General features: G+C 71.7%; 17 protein-coding genes and 1 tRNA gene. 11 read left to right on the top strand and 7 right to left on the bottom strand.

Features of this window, described 5'->3' with window-relative positions:
* Nucleotides 1-59: 59 nt before the first annotated feature.
* Nucleotides 60-761, bottom strand: a complete 702-nt coding sequence (locus AB0D45_RS10255) for a phosphoadenylyl-sulfate reductase (protein WP_362456813.1) — start codon at nucleotides 759-761, stop codon at nucleotides 60-62.
* 339 nt (nucleotides 762-1100) lie between these two features.
* Between AB0D45_RS10255 and AB0D45_RS10250 the strand changes: the two genes are divergently transcribed.
* From AB0D45_RS10250 to AB0D45_RS10240, 3 genes are read left to right on the top strand one after another with little or no spacing between them, the layout of a single operon-like run.
* Nucleotides 1101-2846 carry a hypothetical protein gene (locus AB0D45_RS10250; RefSeq protein ID WP_362456810.1) on the top strand — a complete coding sequence of 582 codons (1746 nt, stop codon included), beginning with the start codon at nucleotides 1101-1103 and terminating at the stop codon, nucleotides 2844-2846.
* Complete coding sequence (locus AB0D45_RS10245; RefSeq protein ID WP_362456807.1) at nucleotides 2843-4033, top strand: hypothetical protein; 1191 nt, start codon at nucleotides 2843-2845, stop codon at nucleotides 4031-4033. The genes AB0D45_RS10250 and AB0D45_RS10245 overlap by 4 nt, the downstream gene beginning before the upstream one ends.
* A 14-nt stretch (nucleotides 4034-4047) precedes the next feature.
* Complete coding sequence (locus AB0D45_RS10240; protein ID WP_362456804.1) at nucleotides 4048-5751, top strand: nitrite/sulfite reductase; 1704 nt, start codon at nucleotides 4048-4050, stop codon at nucleotides 5749-5751.
* 460 nt (nucleotides 5752-6211) lie between these two features.
* Here the strand turns inward: AB0D45_RS10240 and AB0D45_RS10235 are convergent, their stop codons facing one another.
* Nucleotides 6212-6418: a hypothetical protein gene (locus AB0D45_RS10235; protein WP_362456801.1), complete on the bottom strand. Its 207-nt coding sequence runs from the start codon at nucleotides 6416-6418 to the stop codon at nucleotides 6212-6214.
* Nucleotides 6411-6548: a hypothetical protein gene (locus AB0D45_RS10230; protein ID WP_362456798.1), complete on the bottom strand. Its 138-nt coding sequence runs from the start codon at nucleotides 6546-6548 to the stop codon at nucleotides 6411-6413. The genes AB0D45_RS10235 and AB0D45_RS10230 overlap by 8 nt, the downstream gene beginning before the upstream one ends.
* Nucleotides 6549-6786: 238 nt before the next feature.
* Here AB0D45_RS10230 and AB0D45_RS10225 point away from each other — a divergent pair, with 238 nt between their 5' ends.
* Genes AB0D45_RS10225 through AB0D45_RS10210 form a run of 4 tightly spaced genes read left to right on the top strand, consistent with a single transcriptional unit; the run spans nucleotide 6787 to nucleotide 9039 of the window.
* Nucleotides 6787-8058, top strand: a complete 1272-nt coding sequence (locus tag AB0D45_RS10225) for a helix-turn-helix transcriptional regulator (RefSeq protein WP_362456795.1) — start codon at nucleotides 6787-6789, stop codon at nucleotides 8056-8058.
* Nucleotides 8051-8350, top strand: a complete 300-nt coding sequence (locus AB0D45_RS10220) for a 4a-hydroxytetrahydrobiopterin dehydratase (protein ID WP_362456793.1) — start codon at nucleotides 8051-8053, stop codon at nucleotides 8348-8350. The genes AB0D45_RS10225 and AB0D45_RS10220 overlap by 8 nt, the downstream gene beginning before the upstream one ends.
* A gap of 21 nt (nucleotides 8351-8371) precedes the next feature.
* The gene (locus AB0D45_RS10215; protein ID WP_362456790.1) at nucleotides 8372-8896 is read left to right on the top strand and encodes a GNAT family N-acetyltransferase; all 525 of its coding nucleotides are present in this window, start codon (nucleotides 8372-8374) and stop codon (nucleotides 8894-8896) included.
* Nucleotides 8896-9039, top strand: coding sequence for a hypothetical protein (locus AB0D45_RS10210; RefSeq protein WP_362456787.1), 144 nt, complete (start codon nucleotides 8896-8898; stop codon nucleotides 9037-9039). Before AB0D45_RS10215 ends, AB0D45_RS10210 begins: the two co-directional genes overlap by 1 nt.
* Nucleotides 9040-9410: 371 nt before the next feature.
* Here the strand turns inward: AB0D45_RS10210 and AB0D45_RS10205 are convergent, their stop codons facing one another.
* A complete protein-coding gene (locus tag AB0D45_RS10205; RefSeq protein ID WP_362456784.1) occupies nucleotides 9411-10694 on the bottom strand; it encodes an aminotransferase class V-fold PLP-dependent enzyme in 1284 nt (427 codons plus the stop codon).
* A 280-nt stretch (nucleotides 10695-10974) separates the two neighbouring features.
* Here AB0D45_RS10205 and AB0D45_RS10200 point away from each other — a divergent pair, with 280 nt between their 5' ends.
* Nucleotides 10975-11331: a nuclear transport factor 2 family protein gene (locus AB0D45_RS10200; protein ID WP_361608282.1), complete on the top strand. Its 357-nt coding sequence runs from the start codon at nucleotides 10975-10977 to the stop codon at nucleotides 11329-11331.
* 96 nt (nucleotides 11332-11427) lie between these two features.
* Here the strand turns inward: AB0D45_RS10200 and AB0D45_RS10195 are convergent, their stop codons facing one another.
* The gene (locus tag AB0D45_RS10195) at nucleotides 11428-11811 is read right to left on the bottom strand and encodes a hypothetical protein (RefSeq protein ID WP_361608284.1); all 384 of its coding nucleotides are present in this window, start codon (nucleotides 11809-11811) and stop codon (nucleotides 11428-11430) included.
* Nucleotides 11812-11973: 162 nt separating this feature from the next.
* On the opposite strand from AB0D45_RS10195, the gene AB0D45_RS10190 reads away from it, so the two are divergent.
* From AB0D45_RS10190 to AB0D45_RS10180, 3 genes are all read left to right on the top strand, one after another.
* Nucleotides 11974-12058, top strand: a tRNA-Arg gene (locus AB0D45_RS10190).
* A 249-nt stretch (nucleotides 12059-12307) separates the two neighbouring features.
* Nucleotides 12308-13399: an iron-containing redox enzyme family protein gene (locus AB0D45_RS10185; RefSeq protein WP_362456781.1), complete on the top strand. Its 1092-nt coding sequence runs from the start codon at nucleotides 12308-12310 to the stop codon at nucleotides 13397-13399.
* Nucleotides 13400-13402: 3 nt separating this feature from the next.
* Nucleotides 13403-14071: a hypothetical protein gene (locus AB0D45_RS10180; RefSeq protein WP_362456778.1), complete on the top strand. Its 669-nt coding sequence runs from the start codon at nucleotides 13403-13405 to the stop codon at nucleotides 14069-14071.
* Nucleotides 14072-14158: 87 nt separating this feature from the next.
* On the opposite strand, the gene AB0D45_RS10175 is transcribed toward AB0D45_RS10180, so the two are convergent.
* Nucleotides 14159-14305: a hypothetical protein gene (locus AB0D45_RS10175; RefSeq protein ID WP_361602107.1), complete on the bottom strand. Its 147-nt coding sequence runs from the start codon at nucleotides 14303-14305 to the stop codon at nucleotides 14159-14161.
* A 17-nt stretch (nucleotides 14306-14322) separates the two neighbouring features.
* Complete coding sequence (locus AB0D45_RS10170; protein WP_362456776.1) at nucleotides 14323-15336, bottom strand: DUF2156 domain-containing protein; 1014 nt, start codon at nucleotides 15334-15336, stop codon at nucleotides 14323-14325.
* Between the last annotated feature and the right edge of the window lie 195 nt (nucleotides 15337-15531).

Raw genomic sequence — 15531 nt, 5'->3', positions numbered from 1 at the left:
GGCGCCCTGGTCGCTCACGCTCATCTGCTTCGTCTCCGTACGTTCTTCGCTCGTCGTCATCAGCCGTGCAGTCCGCACTCGGTCTTGCCCCGCCCCGCCCACCGGCCGGCCCGGACGTCCTCGCCCTCCGCCACCCGCCGGGTGCACGGAGCGCAGCCCACCGAGGCGTAGCCGTCCATCAGCAGCGGGTTGGTGAGCACACCGTGCTCCGCGACGTAGGCGTCCACGTCGTCCTGGCTCCAGCGGGCGATCGGCGAGACCTTCACCTTCCGCCGCCTCTCGTCCCAGCCGACCACCGGCGTGTTCGCCCGGGTCGGGGACTCGTCGCGGCGCAGCCCCGTCGCCCACGCGTCATACGCGGTCAACCCCTCTTCCAGGGGCTTGACCTTCCGCAGCGCACAGCACAGGTCCGGATCCCGGTCGTGCAGCCCCGGGCCGTACTCCGCGTCCTGCTCGGCCACCGTCTGCCGCGGGGTGAGGGTGATGACGTTGACGTCCATCACGGCCTCGACCGCATCACGGGTGCCGATCGTCTCCTCGAAGTGGTAGCCCGTGTCGAGGAACACCACGTCCACACCCGGCATGACCCGGGAGGCGAGATGGGCCACGACCGCGTCCTCCATGGAGGAGGTCACGCAGAACCTCTTGCCGAAGGTCTCGGCCGCCCAGGTGACGATCTCCGGCGCGGAGGCGTCCTCCAGGTCCCGGCCCGCCCGTTCGGCGAGTTCTTGCGTCATTCCGTGTACGTGAGTCGTCGTCATCCGGCGGCTCCTTCTCAGGGGGAACGCGGCGAACGGGCAGGAAATCGATGAGCCGAGATTAGCAATGCCGACACATAAAGCGCTGACGGTCCGCTGATCGCCTGCATTTTCGGCGCTTTCGGCGTGAACCAGCCATCCCACGGCCTCCACCAGCGACGACTCGCGATTCAGGGGTTTTGCGGATTTTCTCCGGACGTACCGTCAGGGCGCGGTAAGGCTCCCATCAGCGGACCGCCAGCGCCCTTGTGCCATAGTGAGCCGAAAATCGCTTGGTAATTCCCGTCGACCGGCCGGTCCGCCCTTTTTCCGGCCGTTACCCCGGAGAGGGAACGCGGAGAAATGAGCCTGCAAGGTCTGCGCCGAGGAAGGCTGATACGCCGCCTCGCACTCTGTCTGTCGGCGGTGGGACTCACCGCCTCCATGCTCACCGCGGCGGGTCCCGCCGCCGCCGGTACGCCGGAGACCTGGACCTCCAGCTTCCAGGGCGGCGACGGCGTCACGTACACGGCGACCAACCACCTGGTGGACGCCTCGCGCGGGCCGGGCCGGCAGTGGATGCTCGTGTGGTCCGGGCCCGCCAAGCAGCCGGCGCCGGACTTCCTGACCGTCATCGACGCCACCCCCGGCTCGCCGACGTACGGCAAGGTCGCCAACACGGTCACCGTCGGCCCGAACAACGGCAACGAGCCGCACCACATGCAGTACGTGTGGCACAAGGGCGACCGGATCTACGCCGGCGGCATCATGAGCGACACCACGTTCGTCTTCGACGCGAAGGCGCTGCCCGCGCTGACGATCGCCGGCGTCAACACGACCGCCGACACCCCCTGCGGGACGCTGCCCGACGCCTACCAGGTGCTGAGCGACGGGACCGCGTACGGGACGTACATGGGCGGCCCGAACGTGACCGGCCCCTGCACCTACACCAACGGCCAGGTACGCGTCGGCAACGGCGCGGCCGGCTCGCCCGGCGAGATCGTGCGGATCGGGCAGGACGGCAGGACCCTCGCGGAGATCCCGGCGGCCACCGAGGCCGGCGAGGACCCCGCCCAGTGCGGCAACGTCCCGGCGCTGCCGGCCGCGACCTGCGCCAACCCGCACGGCGTGGCGGTCCGCGAGGACCTGAACGTCATGGTGGCCAGCGACTTCGCCGAGGCCCGCAACTTCATGACGCCCGACTCGGCGCTGAAGGAGAACCTGGCCCGCCAGACGGTCCGCGTCTTCGACATCACCGACCGCGACAACCCGACGCTGAAGTCGGTGTCCAAGGTCGCCGACGGGCCGCGCGGGGCGCAGGAGCAGCGGGCCTTCTTCCGCGAGTCGCGGGTGGTCATGGAGACCGCGCTGACCAACCGGCCCGGGCACAAGGGTGCGTTCGTCTCCTCGATGGCCGGCGGGGCCGTCTTCTACACCCCCGACATCACGGTGCCCGACCCGCAGTGGAAGGAGGTCTTCGACGACACGACCGCCTACCGCAGCTTCCGGCGCGACAAGGACGTCACCGGCAGCGGCGACAACGGCAGCTGGCTGGCCGTCAGCCCCGACGACCGGTTCCTCTTCCACACGGTGATGGGCCAGTCGGTGCCCTACGGCAAGCCGCTGGAGGAGACCACGGGCATGATCTACGTCCTGGACATCCAGAAGCTCCTCGCCGCCGGCGACGGTGCCACGTGCTCCGTCGACGAGCTGGGCGAGGCGGCCCGGGGCGGCCGTGAGCGGGACTGCCCGGAGCTGGTGAGCACCGTGCCGATCCGCGACGTCAGCTCGGGCGGCCCGCACTGGGGCGCCATGGACAACTTCAGGCGCGGCGCGGACGGCGTCTACCGGGAGACGACGCAGGTCAGCCGGATCGCGGTGGCCAACTACTTCGTCGCCGGCTCCTTCGGCGGCGGCGGTGACCACCGGGTGTGCATGTTCGACGTCGACCGGCGCGGCAGGGTGTCCCTGGACCGGTCCTTCCGGGACGAGAACACCGGCAAGCCCTGCGTCGGCTTCGACCGTGCCTCCTGGCCGCACGGCGACTTCGGCGACGCGCAGCCGCACGGCGTCCTGTTCGTGGTGAGCGACAGCGTCGTACGGCGGTGAACGCGGTCCTCGCGGCGGCGGTCGTCCTGACCGCCGCCCTGGCGCTGGGCGCGCTGCTGCTCCTGCGCACGCGGCTGCTCGCACGCCGTACCACCGCCTCGGCGTACTTCGCCGCGGCGGTGGCGTGCGCGGTCCTCGCGGGGGCGTGGGGCGGGCCGCTGCTGCCGGGGGATGCGGGCGGGGCGGGGCCGGTGTCGGCCGGGCCGCTGCTCGGCTCCCTCGGGATGGGCGGCGCGCAGGTGCCGGTGCTGGTGGTGCCGAACCGGCCGGGGTACAACCTGGTGGGCGTCGCCGCCCCCGAGGCCTCGGCCGGGACGGACCGGGAGCGGCTCGTGCGGGGCGGCCGGCGGCCCGGCTCGGCGCTGACCTGGGTACCGGTCGAACTGCCCGCGGGGCCCGGGCGGGTGTGGGTCTCCGCCGGCGGGTCGCTCGCGCCGCTGGCGGTGGACACGGGCCGCGCGGGCGGGAGGGCCGCGCCGGCCGGGCTGAGCGGCGCCGACGGGCCGGAGTGCGCGAGCGCCGCCGCCGGTGCGGTGCTGGGCGGCAGCGCGGAGCCGCCGGCCGGGTGCCCGGCCGACGCGCTGGCGGAGGCGGACGCGGCCGCGCTGCGGGAGACCGTGGGCTTCCTCGCCGGGCGCGGGACGCGTGCGCTGGCCCTGGTGGAGGACGACTCGCCGCGCGGGCGGGCCGCGGCCGCACAGGTGCGCGGCGCTGCGGCCCGCGCGGGGATCGCGGTGGGCAGGCCGGACTCGACCCGCCGGCCCCTGGTGGTGACCTCCGGCTGGGCCGGCGCGGACACCGCCGTACGCGACGTCGAGGCGGGGCGCGCCGTCGCCGAGGGCACCTACCTGGCGCCCTGGCTGCTGAGCGCACCGCTGCTCTCGCCGAGCGCGGGCCAGCTCATCCCGTTGCGGTACGCGCCGAACGGCCCGGCCGCCGTGGAGTACGCGGCGGCGCTCGGCGCCCGGCTGCCGGGCGAGGTCCCGACCGCCGCCGGGTACGAGGCGTGGCGCGCGGCCCGCGGCTCTGCCGGGCCGGCGCCCGCGAAGCTCTACGCCGCCGCGGTGCTCTACGTACCCGGCAGCGGGGGTCCGGCCGCGGGCGGCGGACACCACCACACCGAGTCCGCGAGCTGGCTGCCCAGCGGAATGATCGTCCCCGTCGCGGGCCTCGGCACCACCCCTTGAGGAGGAGCAGGACCATGACGGAAACAGTCGCCGCGCCACCGGTCCGGACCGCCGGATCCGCGCGCCCCGCCGCCGCGAAGCGCCCCGAGGGGCAGTGGGCGCTGGGCGGGCGCGCACCGCTCAACGCCAACGAGGAGTTCAAGGCGGTCGAGGACCCGCTGCTGGTGCGCGAGCGCATCGAGCGGATCTACTCCACGTCCGGCTTCGCCTCGATCGACCCCGACGACCTGCGCGGCCGGATGCGCTGGTGGGGCCTGTACACCCAGCGCAGGCCCGGGATCGACGGCGGCAGGACCGGCTCGCTCGCGCCGGAGGAGCTGGAGGACGAGCACTTCATGATGCGGGTGCGCAGCGACGGCGGCACCCTGGACGCCGCCCAGCTGCGGGCGGTCGCCGACGTCTCGATGCGCTTCGCCCGCAACACCGCCGACGTCACCGACCGGCAGAACATCCAGCTGCACTGGGTGCGGATCGAGGACGTCCCGGCGATCTGGCGGCGGCTGGAGGAGGTCGGGCTGTCGACCACCGAGGCGTGCGGGGACTGCCCGCGCGTCATCGTGGGCAGCCCGGTGGCGGGGGTGAGTACCGACGAGGTGCTCGACGCGACCCCGGCCGTACGCGAGATCGCCGCCCGCTACGTCGGCGACCCCTCCCTCTCCAACCTGCCGCGCAAGTACAAGTCGGCGGTGTCCTGGCTGCCGGACGTCCCGTACGAGATCAACGACTTGGCCTTCCTGGGCGCGGTCCATCCGGAGCACGGTCCGGGCTTCGGCATGTGGGTGGGCGGCGGCCTCTCGACGGTGCCGATCCTGGCGCGGCACGTCGGCGTCTGGGTCCCCCTCGCCGACGTCCCGGACGTGTGGGTGGCGGTGGCCCGCCTCTTCCGCGACTACGGCTACCGGCGGCTGCGGGGCCGCGCCCGCCTGAAGTTCCTGGTCGCCGACTGGGGGGTGGAGAGGTTCCGCCGGGTGCTGGAGGAGGAGTACCTGGGCCGCCCCCTCCTCGACGGCCCGGCCCCTTCCCTCCCCCTGGCGCCGATCGACCACATCGGCGTACACCGGCAGCGCGACGGCCTGTGGTACGTGGGCGCGGCGCCGGTGGCGGGACGCCTCTCCGGCACCAGGCTCGCGGCCCTGGCCGACCTCGCCGAAGCGCACGGCAGCGGCCGGGTACGCCTGACCCCGTACCAGAAGCTCCTGGTGCTGGACGTGTCGGACCCGGAGCCGCTCGTCACGGACCTCGCCGGGATCGGCCTCCAGGCCCGCCCGTCCCCCTGGCGTCGGAACACGATGGCGTGCACGGGGATCGAGTACTGCAAGCTGGCGATCGTCGAGACGAAGGAACGCGCGGCGACCCTCGTAGCGGAGTTGGAAAAGCGCCTGTCGGGCGAGGAGGCAGCCCTCACCATCAACGTGAACGGCTGCTCGAACTCCTGCGCCCGCACGCAGGTCGCGGACATCGGCCTCAAGGGCCAGCTGGTCCCGGACGAGACCGGCCGCCAGGTCGAGGGCTTCCAGATCCACCTGGGCGGCACCCTGTCCCTCTCGGCGGACCAGGAAGGCACCTTCGGCAAAAAACTCCGCGGCCTCAGGACCACGGCGGCGGACCTCCCCGACTACGTCGAACGCCTGACCCGCACCTACCTCGCGCACCGCACGGACCCGTCGGAGTCCTTCACGGCGTGGGTCACCCGATGCGACGAGTCGGCCCTCCAGTAGGGAACCGGCGTCCCGGGGGAATCCAGCCAGGGCGTATGGCGCCCACCGCCGGTGACGCCCATCCCGTACCTCGCGACTCCGGGCCGACCGGCGGCAATCCACCAGGCGTGGGCCCGGCCACGGCCCACGGCGACAGCGTGCTCGTGCCGGACCGGGCCACCTGTCCGGCCCCCACGACCTCGTCAAGGTCTCCCGCCACCCGCTGGGTGGAGATGAGCATGTACGACCCGTGCGCGGCGAACCGGCCCACGGCGCCACCGTCCGCGCCCTTGTCGAGGCCGAGAGTGCCGTAGGAAAGCCATGCGCCGTCCCACGGGGTGACGATGCGCCCGCCCGTCCCGGTCTGCTCCAGCCATGCGGGAGGGACCGGTGGCGGTGGCGGAACGGGCCGGCCGGGTTGACTGCCGTCGTCTCCGATCGGACTGCGGTGCTCGCCCATGAACTCTCCCTTCATCGGTGATCAGGCGGGCTGGACGTTGCCGACGGCGGTGGTGAACTCCCGCCCGGACACGCCCCGGATGTACGCGAGCTCCATCCAGCGCTCGATGCCGGTGTCGGAGACGTTCTCGTTGACGACGGCCATCAGCTCGCCCTCGACACCGGACGCGATGTCGCGGACGCGCTTGCGCAGCAGCCGGTGCGGCACGTACTCGTACTGCTCACTCATCCGACACCGTTCCGAAGGCGCTGCTGAAGCGTTCCCAGCCGGCCAGCGCACGGTCCAGGAGGTCAGGGCTGGGGTGGGAAACTGCCGCGATCCCCAGGCCCCTCTCGTCGGGGGTGTCGAGGCTCAGCACGCTGCGAGGGTGGTATCGGTCCACCAGACCGGGGGGCTCCGGGCCCAGAGCACGACGGGTACGGTTCACCAGTCGACCTGCTTCCTTCAGGTTGGCCGTGCCCCGGGACCGTTGGCGCGGTCGCCGGGGTCTTTCGGGCAGTTGCCCTCCGTCAAGGAAAGCGTGCTGACCGGCCCCCTGGAGGGGCCTCCCTACGGGCCATCCGGGGGGCCAGAATGGGGGCCAGACGGGAGGCACCATGGCGGCGGAAAGCATTGGCCAACTGCTCAAGCGGCTTCGCAACGAGCACGGTTGGACACAGCAACAGGTAGCCGACGAGTACTGCCGGGTGTCCGGCACCGTCACGAAGGACGCCCGCGAGGTCGGGCGCTGGGAGCGTGACAAGCGCCTCCCGACCCCGGAGACGCGCCGCCATCTCTCGAAGGTCTTCGGCGTGCCGGCGACGGACCTGGACCGGGCTGCGGCGGCGGCCCGCCGGGCCCGACAGCATCAGGCGTCTTCCCCCGTGGGCCAGCCGGTCATGGCAGAGGCCGCCGGAATGGACCGCCGGACCTTCGTAGGCAGCGTGACGGCCGCTGCGCTCACCACCGCAATGCCCGTCCCGCGACATGTCGATCCGGCGCTGATCCCGTACTTCGAGCAACAACTCGACGGGCATTACCGCGCGGACATGCTGCTCGGACCCCGCGCCCTCATCGGGACCATCAGCGCCCAGTGCGACCTCATCAGCCAACTGGTCAACGCGGCGGAAGGGCCCACGCGGCAGCGAATGGCTCGAGTCGGGGTGCACTACGCCGCCTTCGCCGCGTGGCTCTATCTGGATGCCGGCGATCCGGTCACAGCCCTGCGTTGCCACGACGTCGCCCAGGAGCTCGCTCACCGGTCACGAGACCGGGAAGCCGTCGCATGCGCGCTGGTGGACCGCGCCATGGCACGCACCGACCAGGGCATGGGAACGGCCGTGGTGGACCTCTGTGAGGGGGCGCTCATGGACGCTTCACTCCTCTCGCCGGAAGTCCAGGTCTTCGCGCTGCAACAACAGGCTCACGGCGCCTCGCTCCTCGGTGACCGGCAGCAGGTGGACGAGTTGCTCGACCGCGCAGGACGACTGCTCGACGCGGTCGATGTCGAGGCGTGGGGTACGGCTTGTCTGCGGACACCGCACTACGTCGAAGTGCAGCGTGCCACCTGCTACGGACGCCTCGGCCTGGCTCACGAAGCCGACTGGTTGTGGGAACAGATCATTCCCACGGCTCCACCCGCGTCACGTCGGGATATCGGCGTGTGGACGGGACGGCAAGCGGTCGCCGCCGCTGCTCTGCGTCAGCCGGAGCGGGCGGTGGAGCTTGCGCGGCACGCTGCCGGGATCGTTGTGGAGACCGGTTCGGAACGGGCCCGGCGCGAGCTGGTCGCCGTGGGAGCGGGAATGGCTCCATGGCAAGCTGAGCCGTTCGGCCAGGCCTTGGCAGAGGTGCTGGCACCCATCGGCAAGGGGTTTGACCATGGCTGAAGCTCTGTCAACGGAGCAGATCGAGGAGCGCATCAAGGACCTGAACGGCTGGTCCACGGACGGCCGGAGGATCACGCGCTCGTACTCGGTCCCGCACATCCAGGGCGCGGCGTTCATCGTCCACATCGCGGCCATCCAGAACGACCTCGGACACCACTCAGACGCAACCCTCGGCTACAAGACGGTGCAGGTCTCGATCAGTTCGAGCGACCTCGGCGGGTACGTCGCCGAACACGACATCGAGCTGGCCCGCCGCATCGAGGCAGCGGCACTGGCGCACGGCGCGATCTGAACGAGCGGGAGGGGACATCGCATGACGACCCGACTGCGTCGGTTCACCGACGTGGAGCAGGCCCGCGGCCCGCTGATCGAGGCGTACGCCGAGGTACGCGCACCGCTGCTGCACTTGCCGAACTACGCCGTGCCCACCCTCGCCGAGCGTCTGGAGCGCTACGGCCGTACGCCCGGCTTCGCGGCCGTGCTCGCCTTCGACGCCGAGGACCGGGCGGTCGGGTACGCGTACGGCAACACCGTGGAGGCCGGGGACCTCTGGTGGAAGCGGATCGGCGACCTGGACGCGGAGTACACCCGTACGCGCACCCTGGCGCTCAGGGAAATCGGCGTGACGGTTCCCCACCGGGGGACGGGCCTGGCCCGGCGCATCCATGACGCGCTGCTGGCCGGCCGCGCGGACCGGTACGCATCGCTCATGGTCAACCCGGCCGCCGGAGACGGAAAGGTCCAGCGGGTCTACGAGTCGTGGGGCTACGAGGCGATCGGCCCCGTCCAGCCCGCCCCGGACTCCCCCGTGCTCACGGCAATGGTCCGGGGTCTGTAGTGGAGAACACCATCCGGCGTCAGAAGGAGCGTGGCGACCTGGATGAGCTGATCGCCGACTTCGAGGAAGCCAACGGCCCCGCCGATCCCGAAGCGGTGGCCGCCAAGCGGGCCAAGCTCACCGACGGCACCGGCAAGGCATGACTCCAGCCCTGGGCCGGGGCCATGGACGAAAAGTGCCCGGATGCCCGGCAGAGCGGCCCCCGGCCCCTCGCCTCATCGCTGAGAAACCCGTCCCTCCCCCTCTGGACCGTGACCGTTCTTTCGGGGGCTTCCCGGCAGTCTTTCGGCTTTCCGGGGCGGGACGGCATGTCAAGGGGCGCCGAAGGCGATCACGCAGTGACGCGACGAAGGAGCGCCCTTGACGGGCCGGCCCGAACCGGAATGACGATGGGACTGCCGGGAAACCCCCGAACCGGCTGCGAGACCGCCGCAGGGGGTCCCGCTCACCACCCCACCGGCCCGCACCCGGGGAGGCGGGTGGGCAGACACCGCCCGGCCCCACCCCGTAGCCGTCAGCCAGTCGCCCGTTCCTCCGCCAGGGCCTCCAGAACAACCTGCACGCTCCGGTCCACGTCCTCCGTCGTCGTGCGCCAGTTGACCACCGAGATGCGCATCGCCGCCCGGCCCTCCCATACCGTGCCGCCGAACCAGCAGGTGCCGCTGCGCTGGATGCGGGCGATGACCCGGCGGGTCGTCTCGTCGTCGTCGCCGAAGCGGACCAGGAGCTGGTTCAGGACGACGTCGTTGAGGAGTTCGACCCCCGGCACCCCGGTCAGGCGGTCCGCGAAGCGGCGTACGTGGGCGCAGCAGCGTTCGACCAGGTCGGCGACGCCCGAGCGGCCCAGGGTACGCAGGGCGGCCCAGACCGGGAGGCTGCGGGCGCGGCGGGAGAAGTCCGGGACCCATTCGATGGCGTCGCGTTCGCCGTCGGTGCCGGGCGGGAGGTAGCCGGCGCGTTCGTTGAGCATCGCGGCGCGGTGGGCCTCGGGGTGGGCGATGACGACGATGCCGCAGTCGTAGGGGACGTTGAGCCACTTGTGGGCGTCCAGTGCCCAGGAGTCGGCGCGCTCCACGCCCTCCACGAGGGGGCGGAGCTTCGGGCTGGCCGCGGCCCACAGGCCGAAGGCTCCGTCGACGTGGACCCAGGCGCCGTGGCGGTGCGCGATGTCGCAGATCTCCCCCACGGGGTCGACGGCGCCGGAGTTGACGTCGCCGATCTGCGCGCAGACGATGACCGGCCCGTCGATCCCCGCGAGGGTGGTCTCCAGTTCCGCCGGAACCATGCGGCCCTTCTCGTCCACCGGCACGTTGCGGATGCGCGCGGTGCCGAAGCCGAGGTAGCGGGCGGCCAGGTCGATGGTCATGTGGTGCTGGGCCCCCGCCACGATGGCCACGTCGGGCGCGCCGCCCAGGCCTTCGCGTTCGACGTCCCAGCCGGCCTCGGCGAGGAGTTTGTGCCGGGCGGCCGCCAGGGAGGTCAGGTGGGCCATGGTGCAGCCGGTGGGGAAGCCCACGGAGGCGTGGGCGGGCAGGCCCAGCAGCTCCAGGACCCACTGCGCGGCGACGTCCTCGGCCACGGCGATGGCCGGGGAGAGGTTGTAGAGGCTGGCGGTCTGGTCGTACGCCGCCACGAGCCAGTCGGTGGCGATGGCGACGGGCAGGGTGCCGCCGGTGACGTAGCCGAAGTAGCGGGGGCCGTTGGCCGTGGGGATGCCGCCTTCGGCCACCGCGCGGCCGAGTACTTCGATGGTCTCCGTCGGATCGGCCGGTCCGGAGGGCAGCGGGCCACCGAACATTTTCAGCAATTGTTCGGAGCCGGCAGTGGCACCCACCGGCCGATCGGCGAGACCCGCCAGATATTCGGTGGCCTGCTGATAGGCCAATGCGAGAGGCGCACTGTCTGCTGTGGTCATACGGCAAAGCTAGGCGGCTGGTACTGACGTGCGACTGACTCAAATGGACTGAAGGAACAGAAACTTGGACGGCGGAGGCCGTTGGACTGTATTACTTTCTCCTGTGCCCCGGACCGATCCGGCCGGGCCACCCGTGCCGAGCCATGAGACATGAGGAGTCCCGATGTCCGACGAGCAGACACGCAAAGTCATCGAACAGTTCAACCAGGCTTTCCAGCTCCACGACCCCGGCCTGCTGAAGGACATCCTCGCCGAGAACTGCCGGCTGGAGAACTCCGGCCCCGCCCCCGACGGCACGAAGCACGTCGGGTATGCCGAATGCCTCCAGTTCTGGACCGCGATCGCGGGCAACGACAACATGACCTTCGAGGTGGAGGACGTCTGGACGGCCGGGGAGCGCGCCGTATGCCGCTGGACCCTGCGCTGGGGCGGCGGTGCGCGGGACTTCGTGCGCGGGGTGAACGTGCACCGCCTGGAGAACGGCCTGCTCGCCGAGAGCTTCGGCTACGTCAAGGGATAGAACGGCGGGAAAGGAAGGGGCGCGGGCCGGAATTCCGGACCGCGCCCCTTCCTCCTGTACGGCGCGTGCTGTACGGCGGGTGCTGTGCGGCGGGCGTCAGTCCGCCAGCTGCGACACGATCATCACGCAGTCCTCCAGGGCCCTGGTGGCGTGCCCCTTGCCCTGGGTGTCCTCGACCAGCTGGGTGTTGCCGGGGACGAAGGTGCGCCAGGTGCCGTCGCTGACCCCGCACTCCATCCGTCCGCTGACCAGCGTCATGATCTGGCGGCGCGGCGCCGGGTGGAAGTCGCCGAACCAGCCGGCCGGGATGTAGAGGTAGACGGCCTGCTTGGCCGGCACGCCCTCGGAGACGAAGAGCGACGGCGCGGGCGGGGCGAAATTGACGGCCGTCACCTCCAGCGTCTCGTCGATGAAATGCGATTCGCCGTTCTCGTCGTTGTAGAGACGCGATACGGAAATTTTGGCGGTCTCGGCGCTCACGGGAACTCCCCTGTACCTGGTGAAGTGAAGAAGTCCGATCGCCCTTCACTATCCCAGTCGGCACTGATGGGCCCCTGACCGGGCGGCGGAATTCACGTCTCAGAAATTCATCAGCCGCGTGTCAGCCGCACCGTGCCAAGCTGAGGGCAGAGAAAGGCCGTTGGAGAGGTACCCAAAGCGGCCGAATGGGGTCCGGCTCCGCGCCGGACGGGCTCTGCCCACGCAGGTTCGAATCCTGCCCTCTCCGCAGGTGCTCATCCCAGGCACGCGCATCCCGATCCGACGACCAGGGATGCGCGTGCTTTGGCATGAGGGGCCCCGTGCACGCGAGCACGGCAGGGCCCCTTCGGCGCCCCTCTCGTCCCCGGCTTCGCGGAGCGAGCGCAGCACGCCCGTCCGCCCGCGCGTCCGCGTGACGGAGACGTATGTCCTTCCTCTTCCCCGACCCGGCGCGACCCCGACCACGGCGTCGTCTTCCCGAGGGACCCCGAGAGACATGGAGACGCAGTTGCCCACCAGCGACCACCCCAACGTTCCCACGATCCGCAGGACCGACGCCGCCGCGCTCGTGGACGAGGTCTCGTCCTGGCTGACCGTCGACGCCGACGAGATCGACGCCAAGTTCCTGGGCGAGCGCGCCCGCGTCGTCGAGGCCGTCACCGAGATGAACGCCGCCGCCGTCGCCGGCCCCGGCCGCGACGACGCCCACTACCACCAGCAGCTCCTGCTGTCGCGCATCTACCAGACGGTGATGCAGATACCCGACCGGCCGAGCGCCGAGGGGTCGGTGCTGCTGCACGAGGTGACCCGGCTGCTGGAGAACGCCACCCTCCAGGCCGAGGACGCCCACCTGGAGCCCGGGCTGCTGGAGTCGGCGCCGACCGAGCCCAGGCAGTTCCTGTCCTGGCTCAAGGGGCTCGTCCGCAAGCACCGGGCGTTCAAGCACCCGTACTACACGGACTTCATCAACCGCGAGGCGCAGAGCGAGGACCTGCGCACGTACGTCATCCAGGAGTCGCTGATCGACGGCCGCTTCGACGACTTCCTCGCGATGATGCAGATCGGCACGGCCGGCGCCAGCAAGATGGAGATCGCCGCCAACTACTGGGACGAGATGGGCAACGGCGAGCCGGAGGCCGTGCACACCCACCTCTTCAACAAGATCTACGAGGTCTTCGACGTGCGCCCCGAGGACCTCGAGGCCGCGATGACCACCACCGACCTGCACTCGGGGAACCTCGCGGTGCTGCTGTGCCGCTACCGGCACCTGTACCCGGAGGCGGTCGGCTTCCTGGGGATGACCGAGTGGCTGGCGCCCGACCGGTTCCGCAACGTCGTCCGGGCCTGGGAGCGGCTGGGTCTGCCCGAGGTCGGGATCACCTACCACCGGCTGCACATCACCATCGACTCCCAGCACGCGGCGGGGTGGTTCCACAACGTGGTCATCCCGAGCGCCGACACGGCGTACATGCGCCGGGGCATCGCCCGCGGCGCGCTGTGGCGCGCCAACTCCTCCGCCCGTCACCTCGACGAGCGCCTGGAGCTGGCACGGCCGGCGTCCGCGCGCACGCCCGTCGCCGCGGGCTGAGCCGTGTCCCTGCGGGAGCACGGCTTCGCGCTCGTCGGGCTGGGCCCCGTCCCCGGGGCGGTCGCCGTCGCCTTCCGCGAGCCTCCGTACCGCGTCGTGCGGCTGCGGATGTCGTGGACGGCGGACGACGACTGGCTCTTCCTGCCGGTCCCCTCGTACGAGGCTCCGTACGACGTGCCGTACGAGGGGACCGAACGGCGCCTGGAGGCGGGGCTCGCGGCGCTGCTGCGGCGCACCCTGGGCGGGCCGTGGCTGGACGTGCACACCGACTGGCTGATCGAGCTGCACCTGCTGCGCACCGTCGCCCCGGCCGGGGCGGCGGTCCCGGTCCGGCTGCCCGGGCCGGTCCCGGGCGCCGGCGGGTTCGCTCTCGTGGCGGTGGTCGGGCGGACCGGGGCCGGGACGGCCCGGTCCCGGCTGTACGGGCCCGGCGGGGCCGCGCCCCTGCTGGATGCGGCCCCGGCGCCGGGGCAGGGGCTGTTGTGGGACCGGCGGGCGGTCGGTCGCGAACGCCACGAACTGCGGGCGGGCCCCGGCGGGCCGGTGGTCCAGGACGTCCTGGTCGCCCACGCGTCCCGTCCGGCCGGCCCCGAACCGGCCCTGCGCCGGCGCCCGATGCTGGTCCGCGGCCCGGCGGGCACCCTGCTGCACACCCGCCCGGCCCTGCGCTGAGCGGCCCCGGGCGGCGGGGCCGGGGCACACGAAGGGGGGCGGTGAGGTGGAATCCTCACCGCCCCCCTTCGCACGCCCCGCGCCGGGCTACTCCCCGGCCTCCCGCAGCAGTTCGTCCAGGCGGGTGAGGGCGGCCTCGCACAGGCGGGCGGCCTCCGGGTCGTCGGGGGCGGCCGCGCAGGCCTGGAAGCGGTCCACGAGCAGCAGTCCCTGGGTCTGGATCTCCTCGGACATCACGTACGACCTCCCTCTCAGACCGCGTTGCAGGCGCGGAAGACGTGGACCAGCGCGGGCAGGCTCGCGCCGTGCTGGAAGGCGATGTACTCCGGCAGGACCGCGGAGGGCGCCCACTTCTGCTTGTACTCGAGCTGCGTGCGCGCCGGGTAGATGTGCGCGCCGTGTTCCCACAGGTGCTCCATGAACCAGTGGAAGCCCCGGCTGTGGCCCGGGAACTGCGGCGCCGTCAGCGAGGTGAAGGGGGTGAAGCCGAAGTGCAGCCAGCGGGTGCCCTCGGCCGTGAACACGTCGATGGCGGCCTTGTTGAGGGCCTCCATCACTCCCGGCGGGGCGTCGGGCCGCCGGCGGCTCAGGTCGTGCATCCAGCCCGGCTGCGGGCCGTAGACGGGGGCGTAGGAGACGTAGCCGATCAGCTGTCCGTCGCGGACGGCGGCGAACAGGCGGCGCAGGTGCTGGTAGCGGCCGCCGGTCTGGCCGACGAGGAACTCCAGCGGCTTGGCGCCTTCGCCCTTGGTGGAGAGCCAGGCGGTGTCGAGTTCCGCGATCCGGTCGGCGTAGGCGTCGTACTCGACCTCCGCGATGTCCAGGCCGCTGCGCAGGGCGCGGGAGATCTTGTTGCGCAGCTGCATGAACCGGGTGCCGGCCAGGGTGAACGCCTCCAGGTCGACGGCGTACGAGGCGCCCATCTGGTTGACGGTGAAGCCCTGGTCGACGTAGACGTCGGCGTCGGCGCCCTGGAGCTGTACGGACACGACCTCGCGGCCCTGTTCGGCGGCGAAGGCGGTGAAGCCCGCCAGCAGCCGGGCCCGGGGGCCGCCCGGACCCGCGGGGGCGAAGGGGGCGAACGGGCCGCCGAACTGGACCAGGTAGCGGCCGACGGGGCGGTAGACGATCACCCCGGGCACGTCCGGGAGCCGGAAATGGCTGTTCCCGTCACTGAAGGCAAAATAGGCGCTCGGATTTCCCGCGTCCGCGTACTGCCGGATGGCGTCGAGCGCGACATCCGTCTCCAGAACCGTTTCCGTCATTTCAGATCCATTCTCGCGCCGGCAGATTCTTCACTTATGGCATGCGGAGCCCTCCCCCACAACCCCCGCCGGGTCTTCCGGTCAGCCGTCCGTCAGCGGAGGGTCAGTTGAAAACGCTGGTCAGAAGAGCGTCAGGCCTCAGTCAGATAGCGGGTGAAAGACTTCTCACCTCATATTGACTTCCGGATCACGGGG

It is taken from the genome of Streptomyces sp. NPDC048352, assembly GCF_040651895.1.
Classification (GTDB): Bacteria; Actinomycetota; Actinomycetes; order Streptomycetales; family Streptomycetaceae; genus Streptomyces.
Note: the sequence above shows the minus strand (reverse complement) of the source record. Positions and strands in the feature narration are given on the sequence as shown.

Coding starts and splice junctions, on each gene's coding strand:
- AB0D45_RS10220 (WP_362456793.1), top strand. CDS start 8,051: ATGGCTGAAGCTCTGTCAACGGAGCAGATCGAGGAGCGCATCAAGGAC.
- AB0D45_RS10255 (WP_362456813.1), bottom strand. CDS start 761: ATGACGACGACTCACGTACACGGAATGACGCAAGAACTCGCCGAACGG.
- AB0D45_RS10205 (WP_362456784.1), bottom strand. CDS start 10,694: ATGTTCGGTGGCCCGCTGCCCTCCGGACCGGCCGATCCGACGGAGACC.
- AB0D45_RS10225 (WP_362456795.1), top strand. CDS start 6,787: ATGGCGGCGGAAAGCATTGGCCAACTGCTCAAGCGGCTTCGCAACGAG.
- AB0D45_RS10200 (WP_361608282.1), top strand. CDS start 10,975: ATGTCCGACGAGCAGACACGCAAAGTCATCGAACAGTTCAACCAGGCT.
- AB0D45_RS10175 (WP_361602107.1), bottom strand. CDS start 14,305: ATGTCCGAGGAGATCCAGACCCAGGGACTGCTGCTCGTGGACCGCTTC.
- AB0D45_RS10235 (WP_362456801.1), bottom strand. CDS start 6,418: ATGAGTGAGCAGTACGAGTACGTGCCGCACCGGCTGCTGCGCAAGCGC.
- AB0D45_RS10240 (WP_362456804.1), top strand. CDS start 4,048: ATGACGGAAACAGTCGCCGCGCCACCGGTCCGGACCGCCGGATCCGCG.
- AB0D45_RS10170 (WP_362456776.1), bottom strand. CDS start 15,336: ATGACGGAAACGGTTCTGGAGACGGATGTCGCGCTCGACGCCATCCGG.
- AB0D45_RS10185 (WP_362456781.1), top strand. CDS start 12,308: ATGGAGACGCAGTTGCCCACCAGCGACCACCCCAACGTTCCCACGATC.
- AB0D45_RS10215 (WP_362456790.1), top strand. CDS start 8,372: ATGACGACCCGACTGCGTCGGTTCACCGACGTGGAGCAGGCCCGCGGC.
- AB0D45_RS10250 (WP_362456810.1), top strand. CDS start 1,101: ATGAGCCTGCAAGGTCTGCGCCGAGGAAGGCTGATACGCCGCCTCGCA.